9 protein-coding genes are annotated in these 7,830 nt (G+C 65.8%); 1 reads left to right on the top strand and 8 read right to left on the bottom strand.

The window, feature by feature from the left end:
• The first annotated feature begins 485 nt into the window (after positions 1–485).
• A complete protein-coding gene (locus ABT061_RS42840) occupies positions 486–1,118 on the top strand; it encodes an O-methyltransferase (protein ID WP_350929135.1) in 633 nt (210 codons plus the stop codon).
• On the opposite strand, the gene ABT061_RS42835 is transcribed toward ABT061_RS42840, so the two are convergent.
• The 8 genes from ABT061_RS42835 to ABT061_RS42800 form a co-directional block, all read right to left on the bottom strand.
• A complete protein-coding gene (locus ABT061_RS42835) occupies positions 1,115–2,236 on the bottom strand; it encodes an HAD-IIIC family phosphatase (protein ID WP_350929133.1) in 1,122 nt (373 codons plus the stop codon). The genes ABT061_RS42840 and ABT061_RS42835 overlap by 4 nt on opposite strands.
• Positions 2,237–2,254: 18 nt before the next feature.
• The gene (locus ABT061_RS42830) at positions 2,255–3,364 is read right to left on the bottom strand and encodes an acyl-CoA dehydrogenase family protein (RefSeq protein WP_350929131.1); all 1,110 of its coding nucleotides are present in this window, start codon (positions 3,362–3,364) and stop codon (positions 2,255–2,257) included.
• On the bottom strand, positions 3,357–3,647 hold the full coding sequence (locus ABT061_RS42825; RefSeq protein ID WP_350929129.1) for an acyl carrier protein: 291 nt from the start codon (positions 3,645–3,647) through the stop codon (positions 3,357–3,359). The genes ABT061_RS42830 and ABT061_RS42825 overlap by 8 nt, the downstream gene beginning before the upstream one ends.
• On the bottom strand, positions 3,644–4,507 hold the full coding sequence (locus ABT061_RS42820) for a 3-hydroxyacyl-CoA dehydrogenase family protein (protein WP_350929127.1): 864 nt from the start codon (positions 4,505–4,507) through the stop codon (positions 3,644–3,646). Before ABT061_RS42820 ends, ABT061_RS42825 begins: the two co-directional genes overlap by 4 nt.
• A gap of 120 nt (positions 4,508–4,627) precedes the next feature.
• Positions 4,628–5,659: a GDP-mannose 4,6-dehydratase gene (locus ABT061_RS42815; protein ID WP_350929125.1), complete on the bottom strand. Its 1,032-nt coding sequence runs from the start codon at positions 5,657–5,659 to the stop codon at positions 4,628–4,630.
• Between the two features lie 120 nt (positions 5,660–5,779).
• Positions 5,780–6,256, bottom strand: coding sequence for a cold-shock protein (locus ABT061_RS42810; protein ID WP_350929123.1), 477 nt, complete (start codon positions 6,254–6,256; stop codon positions 5,780–5,782).
• Positions 6,257–6,417: 161 nt separating this feature from the next.
• Positions 6,418–6,627 (bottom strand): DUF5988 family protein, encoded by a 210-nt coding sequence (locus tag ABT061_RS42805; RefSeq protein ID WP_350929121.1) that lies wholly within the window; start codon positions 6,625–6,627, stop codon positions 6,418–6,420.
• 281 nt (positions 6,628–6,908) lie between these two features.
• On the bottom strand, positions 6,909–7,598 hold the full coding sequence (locus ABT061_RS42800; protein WP_350929119.1) for a helix-turn-helix transcriptional regulator: 690 nt from the start codon (positions 7,596–7,598) through the stop codon (positions 6,909–6,911).
• Positions 7,599–7,830: the final 232 nt, after the last annotated feature.

The following is a 7,830-nucleotide window of genomic DNA, read 5'->3' as shown; positions in this document are numbered from 1 at the left end:
ATCAGCTCAACCCTTTTCGACGACCGGCACGAACTCATCAACTCGTCGGGCCTCGAATGCTTCGCAATCGAGTTCGGCGATCACAGCGCCACCGTGTGCGCCTCGCAGGCGGTCACCGGCGAGGCGCACGGACCCGCGCCTCGCGGGAAGGTACGGGCGGGGGCGAGGAGTCAGGGGGTTCGGCACCTTCGCAGGCACCGCACGCCGCGCCGTCCGGACTCACACCGTCGCGTCGAGTTCACAAGCTCCATCCACATCGGCCCAGTCTTGGCCCGGCGCTCCCTGAAAATCATTAGTAACTGCGGCCGCGGCGCCACCCTCCCGGCCGGTCACCTTCTTGGTGACGGCTCTACGGCGCGTCCCGGCGTGCGCGGAGACCGCACGGCCCGTGACTCTGGGGAAATGACCAGCGCGCGGGACCTTACGCTCGCGCAATGGCCGGTCAGCTTCACATCACATCAGAGTTGTCAGACTACGTTCACAAGATGTCGTCGCGGGAGGACGAGATCCTGCGTTCCCTGCGGGAGGAGACCGCGGCCCTGCCCGCGGGCAGGGCGATGCAGGTCACGGCCGAGGAGGGGCAACTGCTGGCACTGCTGGCCCGCCTCACCTGCGCGCGGACCGTGCTGGAGGTCGGTACCTTCACCGGCTACAGCACGCTCTGCCTGGCCCGTGCGGTCGCTCCCGGAGGCCGCGTCATCACCTGCGACATCACCGAGCGGTGGCCCCGGTTCGGAATGCCCCACTGGCACCGGGCCGGCGTGCTCGACCGGATCGACCTGCGGATCGGCGACGCGTCGGACACCCTTGCCGCGCTGCTGCTCGACGAGGGGCCGGGGTCGGTCGACTTCGTGTTCATCGACGCCGACAAACCGAACTATCCGAAGTACTACGAGGCCGGCCTCGCGCTGCTCAAGGACAACGGGCTCATCGTGGTGGACAACACCCTGTTCTTCGGCAAGGTCACCGACCCGGCGGCACAGGACGCGGACACCGACGCCATCCGCAGGTTCAACGCCCTCCTCCTGGAGGACCGCCGGGTGGACATCTCACTGCTGCCGATGGCGGACGGCATCACGCTGGTACGCAAGAAGGGCCCTGCGGAACCGCCCTGTTAGGCGACGGGCGAAGGACTGAGGACATCGGAAAGCCGGATCTCGGGCGAAGAGCCGAGGTCCGGCGCGATGAGGTCCATCGTGGTGGGCGGGTCCTGCGGCGTCGGGACGAGGTGGAGCCGTTGCAGGCCGCTGACGCCGGGGGCGGGCAGCCTCCCGAGGCACGGGCAGGTCTCGCCGGTGAACCCGCTGAACCGGTAGGCGATCTCCATCATCCGGTTGCGGTCGGTCCGGCGGAAGTCGGCCACCAGGTGCGCGCCGGCGAGCGCGGCCTGGTCGACCAGCCAGCGCAGGATCACCGAGCCCGCGCCGAAGGACACGACCCGGCACGACGTGGCGAGCAGCTTCAGGTGCCACGCATGCGTGCCCAGCTCCAGCAGAACGACTCCGACCGCGCCGTGCGGCCCGAAACGGTCGCTCAACGAGGTGACCAGGACGCGGTGCCGGGGGTCGTCGAGCAGCCGGACCAGCGTCTCCTGTGAGTAATGCACGCCGGTGGCGTTCATCTGGCTGGTGCGCAGGGTCAGCTCCTCGACGCGGGCGAGGTGCTCCACGGTCGCGTGCTCGATGCGCATCACCAGGTCGAGTGAGCGGATGAACTTCTCATCCGGACCGGTGAAGCCGGACTTCGCGGCCTGCCGCCGGAAACCGGCCTGGTACATCTCCCGCCGACGCCGGGCGTCCTCGGTCACCGTCTCCGGGCTGAACTCCGGCAGCCCGGCCAGCTCGGCGACCTGATCGGCGGAGTAGCACCGTACGTCGGGAAGATGGAATGCCACCTCGGCCCGCTCCGCGGCCTGGTCGTCCACGAACGCCATCGCGCCGTGGGCGAACCGCAGCTCCTCCGCGATGAGCCGGATCGAGCCGGACTTGGGCGACCAGCTGATGTGCGGCAGCACGAAGTACTCCGCGATGCCCAGCTCCTCAAGCTTCGCCCAGGCATGGTCATGATCGTTCTTGCTCGCGACAGCCTGCAGGATACCCCGGGAGTCGAGCACCTGGATGAGTTCACGTACGGACTCCGGCAGGCGGACCTCGTCATCCTCCAGCAGGGTCCCCTGCCATAGCGTGTTGTCCAGATCCCACACCAGACACTTCACCATCGCGGTCTTGTCGAGCACCTGTTCTCCTCGTCTCGGTCAGCGCGACTGCGCGACGGCGTGCTGGGCGAGAATGAGCTGGCAGATCTCAGTGCTGCCCTCGATGAGTTCCATGAGCTTCGCGTCCCGGTAGGCCCGCGCCACCACGTGGCCGTCCTGCGCCCCCGCCGACGCCAGCACCTGTACGGCCGCCGCCGCACCGCGTGCGGCCTCGGTCGAGCCGACGTACTTGGCCAGGACCGTGGCGATCACCATCTCCGGCGACCCCGCGTCCCAGCAACGGCTCGCGTGCTCGCAGACCCGTGTCGCCGCCTGCTCGGCCGCCATGAGCTCGGCGAGGTACCGGGCCACGAGTTGGTGCTCCGCCAGCGGCCGGCCGAACTGCCGACGGGTCCTCGCGTGCGAGCCTGCCGCGGAAAGGCAGGCCCGCAGAATCCCGACGCAGCCCCAGGCCACCGATATCCGGCCGTAGGCCAGAGCCGTGGTGACCAGTAGCTGGAGTTGCTGTCCGCCGCCGCCGAGCACGGCGCTCGCGGGCAGCCGGACGGCGTCGAGGCTGACGTCGGCGTGCCCGGCGGCCCGGCAGCCACTCGGGTTGGGCACCGGCCGGATGGTGACTCCCGGAGCGTCGGCGGGCACGACGACGGCGGCGCCGCCGTCCCCGTACCGTCCGAAGACGACGATCGAATCGGCGTAGCGGGCCACGGTGGTCCACGCCTTCTGCCCGTCGACCACCACCGTGTCGCCGTCGGCACGTATTGTGGTGGCCATCGCCGTCACATCGCTGCCGGCGTCACGTTCACTGAAGGCGACGGCGGCCAGCTCGCCGCCGGTCAGCCTGGGGAGGTACTCCCGCCGCTGGCGGGCGTCACCAAGCCGTTGGATCGTCCACGCCGCCATTCCCTGTGACGTCATCACGCTGCGCAGGGAACTGCACAGGCTGCCCACGTGTGCGGTGAAAGCGCCGTTGTCCGAGCTGCCCGCGCCGATGCCGCCGTATTCGACCGGCACCTCGGCGCACAGCAGGCTCTGCTTGCCAAGGGTCCGGAGCATCTCCACGGGGAGGACACCGGCAAGGTCCCATGCCGCGGCCTGGTCTCCGACCAGGTGCGTGACCTCTTCGCACGCGTCGGCGCGCCACTCAGGCATGGTCCGCCACCGGTGTGTCAAGCAGCCGCAGGACGAGGGACGTCATCCGCTCGACAGTGCGGAAGTTGTCGAGTTTCAGGTCCTCCCCGATGATGGCGATGCCGTACGCCTGCTCCAGGTAGACGACCAGTTCCATGGCGAACATCGAGTTGACGAGCCCGGAGGCGAACAGATCCCTGTCGACGGCGACGTCCGTCTTGATCCGTTCCTCGAGGAACTCGTGGATCCGCTGCTGGACGGTGTCGGGGGTCGGCTGAACCGTCTCTTCTGATTTCGTGTTCACGAGAGCACCTTCTCGTAGTCGTAGAAGCCTTTACCTGACTTGCGTCCGAGGTGTCCTGCGGCCACCTTCTCCAGCAGCAGCTCACAGGGCTGGAAGCTCGCGTCGCCAGTGCGCTCCCACAGCATTCGCAGCGCGTCGGCCAGGTTGTCCAGTCCGATCAGGTCGGCCGTGCGCAGGGGTCCGGTGGGATGCCCGAGGCAGCCTCGCATCAGGTCGTCGACCGACTCGGCGGTGGCCACGCCGGCCGCGACGATCCGCGCCGCCTCGTTGATCATGGGGTGAAGGAGCCTGCTCGTGACGAACCCCGGGGCGTCCCGAACGACGATCCCGCGGCGCCCCATCCGCGCCAGCAGCTCGGTGACCGCGGTCATGGTCTCATCGCTCGTCTGGTCGCCCCTGATCACCTCCACCATCGTGATCAGGTAGGCCGGGTTCATGAAATGGATGCCGACCAGCTCATGCGGGCGGTCGGTGAATCTCCCCAGCTCCCCTATCGGGATGCCCGAGGTGTTGGAGACCAACGGTGTGCCGGTCTTGACCAGGCTCGACACCTCGCCCAGCACTTTCGCCTTGATCTCGGTGCCCTCGATGACCGCCTCGATGACCGCGGTGGTGTCGGCGATGGCCTCAAGCTCCATGGTCGTCGTCAGACCGGCCGCCGGACGCTCTGCCGGCACCGCGCCCATGAGCCGTGCGTGCCGGAGCTGGAGGTCGATGCGGCGCCGGGCGTCGGCGAGCTTGTCCTCCGACACGTCGACGAGCACGACCGGGATACCGTGGCCGATCGCCACGACGGCGATCCCCGTGCCCATCACCCCGGCACCCACGACTCCCAGACGAGCACCTTCCACTTCACTCATCCCTGAGCCTCACATAACGGTTGGAGTTTGCCCGTCCCTGTGCTTCACGGATCGCTTCTCCTGATACGCCCTGGCACAGGGACGGTCGTAAGGACAGGACGCATGAGAACTCCGGTGAGCTCACCAGCTCGATGCGAGGATGAGGTCTCCGAATTCCCGCTCGCGCGAGGCGTTCTGGAGATCGGACTCCACCATCATGTGCATGAGTTGCTCGAAGCCGACGGTCGGCTCCCAGCCGAGTTCGGCTCTGGCGCGACTTGGATCGGCGCAGAGGGTCTCCACCTCGGCGGGACGCACAAGCCCCGGGTCGATGACGACGTGGTCCCGCCAATTCAGTCCGACGTACTCGAAGGCCATCCGTACGGCGTCATGCACCGAGTGCATGCAGCCGGTGCCCACGACATAGTCGGTGGGCTCGTCCCGCTGCAGCATGAGATGCATCGCGCGGACATAATCGCCGGCGAACCCCCAGTCGCGGACCGCGTCGAGATTACCGAGATACAACTTGTCCTGCAGGCCGAGTTTGATCTGGGCGACACCGAGGGAGATCTTTCGCGTCACGAATTCCGCGCCCCGGCGCGGCGACTCGTGGTTGAACAGAATGCCGGAGACGCCGTACATGTTGAACGACTCACGGTAGTTCCGGGTGATGAAATGGCCATATGTCTTCGCCACCCCATAGGGGCTGCGCGGGTGGAAGATCGTCGTCTCGTGTTGCGGACTTTCCACGACCTTGCCGAACATCTCCGAGGACGATGCCTGGTAGAAGCGGATCTGACCACTGCTGTCGGTGCGGGACTTGTCCAGCCCGCACACCAGGCGGATCGCCTCCAGCGTCCGGAGCACGCCCATCCCGTTGACCTCGGCGGTCAGCTCGGCCTGCTGCCAGGACATCGGGACGAAGGAGATGGCGGCGAGGTTGTACACCTCGTCGGGCTGCACCTTGTCCACCGCCGTGACCAGGCTCCCCTGGTCCAGCAGGTCACCGTTGACGAACGACAGGTCGCTGACAAGGCGACTGATGCGGGACTTTCGGGGATTGGCCTGACCTCTGATCAGTCCCCAGACCTGGTATCCCAGGGACAGCAGATGCTCAGCCAGATAGGAACCGTCTTGGCCGGTGATACCGGTGATCAGCGCGCGCCTGGACATGCACTTTCCTTTCAGCACCGCGGACGAGTAATCCGATCGGACACCATCGCGACCGCGAAGGCGCTGACGGTGCGCCCACGGTGGGAATCGAGTCGGCCCAGGGCCGACAGCCCGCGAACGCTACTCATCGACCCAGCCGTGCGTCTGAGCGAGTTCGACGAGGCATTTGCGGACGCTCAGGATCTGCTCCGCCGTCATCGTCGGCACAGCCGCGAGCACGGCTTCTGTGATCTCCCGCGTCAAGTCCTTGACGGACAGCACGTCGCAAAAGCCGGCGTCGTTGCCCTGACGATCGGGTGTGGAGGTGGCCGGTTCCCGTGACGCCGTCACGATCGACGCGGGTGTCGGCGTGGGCCTCGGTATGGAGGACAGCGGGAAATTCAGCCCGCCGGGCCGGTCGAGCACGCGGACCCGGGACGCCTTCAGACCCTTGCCACCGTTCTCGACCAGGAATTCGACCCGCGTGTCGACCGAGATGAGACGCTTGTCGCCATCAAGGTCGTTGACATGCATGAAAACGTCTTCGCCGCCCGGGTCCGGGGCGATGAAACCGAACCCGCGGAATTCGTCGAAGCTGATGACCTTACCCGTTACCATGACCACACCTCACGAGAACCACGCTCCTCGAAATGAGGAGCCCTGCCAGGAGAACCACCCGTCGCGACCACCCAGGATTCGCCCACGGCTTAGCCGAGAATTGAATCTCCGGCGACACGACACATAGGATCCCGCTCGTTTCGGGAACCGGCCGACTACATTTACTCGGCTATTTTTGTGCGTTCGGACCACTGGAATACCGGGAGATTCTCCCCCTCGATCACCAGAAACTCACCGTTGTGCACGAAGTGCTCATACCCCGAGCCGAGAAGAATCTTCACCTTCTCGTTCGGATTGTCCGTCCGTCGAACGTGATCGCGAGTGAACAAGCGCTCCGGCCCACCGGCGAGCACAATTTTTGCACTGGTCACGATGACACCTCCCTTACGATGGCGGTCCTTTGGAGAACGTGATCGGGATCGGCGGCGACTTTCCGTCGAAACCGGCCGGGACCATCCGGTCCAGGCCGCATCGGAATCGCTATACCAGAATAAGATGAATATCACGGAGCAATCGAGTCAGGCCATCGGATCAATGACCCTCCACACCGGCGCCGCCGGTCGCTCCGAACACTGGTATTTCCACTGGTTTCCGGTCGCTCAACTACGCGGTCAGTCAGATCACCGCGCGACCGCCGGCCCATTAAATGGACTTATTTCACGAATTCAGGCAGGACCCGGGGCGGCCAGGAGCCGAGCCGGAAGATGCCCATGGAGTATGCCTTGGAGACCAGGGCCGGGCGGTTGCTGGCCTTCAGCTTTCGCAGCAGCGTCGTCACGTGGTATTCCACACCGCCGCGGCTGAGGTACAGCATCGACGCGAGCTGCACGGTCGACACTCCCGCCGCCACCCCTTCGATGACGCGCGCTTCCATGCTGCTCAGCAGCCTCTTTCGCCCGGTCAGCAGGTCGTCGCGCTGCTCCCGATCGGACCGCACCAGCACCATGATGCTCTCGACGTAGCCGGCCTCGTCGTGAAGCGCGATCCCGGTCAGCTCACCGCCGAGCACGGTGTGGTCCGGCCGTACGGCGATCATGCGCTCTTCGAAGCGGGCGCGCTGGTGATCCGTCAGACGGGCGAACTGCTGTCCCATCTTGTCGCGGACGCTCGGGTGCAGCAGCTCGCAGAACGCCCGCCCACGAATGTCCGCCAGGGAACGTCCGAACTGCCGAGTAAATTCGAGATTCGCCTCGATTACTCTGGTCGCGTGGTCGAGATTCGCCACGCAAATCCCTGACTGGTCGAAAAACGAACGGTATTGATCTATGCTGTCAGTGGGTTGACCGACCAGGAAAAACTCTTCTTCCTCATCGACCAGGGCGGCTCCGGCATCAATGCTCATCTGATGACCATCCCTCTCCTCCGGTAGACCAGGCGATGCTCCGGTAACTTCGAAGTAACGGCTGAATCCACTTATTAGTATGATATTAACCAAACGGAAAGCGAGTCAACACAAGCCCACTACAGTCCGTGAAAGACTGTGGTACGCAAGGCGGTTGGTTCGGAGCTTGCGGTGCGGCCCCCCGGTCGCGTTCGGTACCGAACTCCGCGTGCTTCATAAGGCGGTTCGCGCC

It is taken from the genome of Streptosporangium sp. NPDC002544 (assembly GCF_040295965.1).
In the GTDB taxonomy this organism is placed as follows: Bacteria; Actinomycetota; Actinomycetes; order Streptosporangiales; family Streptosporangiaceae; genus Streptosporangium.
Note: the sequence above shows the minus strand (reverse complement) of the source record. Positions and strands in the feature narration are given on the sequence as shown.

Excerpts from the sequence above, each read along its gene's own strand:
- ABT061_RS42840 (WP_350929135.1), top strand. The coding sequence starts at position 486 with ATGTCGTCGCGGGAGGACGAGATCCTGCGTTCCCTGCGGGAGGAGACC.
- ABT061_RS42830 (WP_350929131.1), bottom strand. The coding sequence starts at position 3,364 with ATGCCTGAGTGGCGCGCCGACGCGTGCGAAGAGGTCACGCACCTGGTC.
- ABT061_RS42820 (WP_350929127.1), bottom strand. The coding sequence starts at position 4,507 with ATGAGTGAAGTGGAAGGTGCTCGTCTGGGAGTCGTGGGTGCCGGGGTG.
- ABT061_RS42815 (WP_350929125.1), bottom strand. The coding sequence starts at position 5,659 with ATGTCCAGGCGCGCGCTGATCACCGGTATCACCGGCCAAGACGGTTCC.
- ABT061_RS42810 (WP_350929123.1), bottom strand. The coding sequence starts at position 6,256 with ATGGTAACGGGTAAGGTCATCAGCTTCGACGAATTCCGCGGGTTCGGT.
- ABT061_RS42800 (WP_350929119.1), bottom strand. The coding sequence starts at position 7,598 with ATGAGCATTGATGCCGGAGCCGCCCTGGTCGATGAGGAAGAAGAGTTT.